The sequence below is a fragment of the Prevotella pectinovora genome (assembly GCF_000834015.1).
Lineage (GTDB): Bacteria > Bacteroidota > Bacteroidia > Bacteroidales > Bacteroidaceae > Prevotella > Prevotella pectinovora.
This window is the reverse complement of the sequence record NZ_JXQI01000032.1, coordinates 1-622: the sequence shown is the minus strand read 5'-3', so window position 1 is coordinate 622 and position 622 is coordinate 1. Positions and strand designations below refer to the sequence as shown.

Below are 622 nucleotides of genomic sequence, written 5' to 3'. Positions count from 1 at the left end.
GAAGTAAATTAGGTGAATATTTAAGTAAGAAGTAAAAATGAATATAAATATAACATTTTCTATAACTATAGGCTTGTTTTCTTTGGGTACATTGGGATTTATTGGATATATACTTAAAGAACCCGATAAATTTGAGAAGGTTATCAGGCTTATTGCCAAAATGTTTCGTTACTTTTCGAAAAAGGCAGAATTGCTATATGTAAAATATGATATTCAATCAAGTCTGAATAGTTTTATTATTACTATTAAAAGAAATGTACCGAACTTGTCTATTACAAAAATTAAGTTGGAATGGATTGATGAAAATATTACGCAAGAGCAATTTATCAAGTCAGGACAGTTGGTCTTGAGAATGCATAATAGTAGAAATCCTAATAGAAATTTAGTAAATGCGACAGTAGCTTTTGTATCTTGTTCATTACTAATAAAGGCTAAATATTATTTGGCTAATTATCAGAAGACAGCGATAGACCTATTTGCTTCTCATAAGATACTTCGTAAAGATAATCCTGAGGCTGTTGGTGAATTGATTGATTGCTATTTACGAGAAGCTATGGATAATAAGAAAATCAATTTGCTCTATACTCAGTTTACTCATATAGATAGTGTTGGATTATTTTTC

Annotated in this window: 1 protein-coding gene; it reads left to right on the top strand. The window is 28.9% G+C overall.

Features of this window, described 5'->3' with window-relative positions; genetic code table 11:
• Positions 1-37: 37 nt before the first annotated feature.
• The coding region (locus ST42_RS04585; RefSeq protein WP_044072555.1) for a hypothetical protein at positions 38-622 on the top strand (585 nt) is incomplete at its 3' end.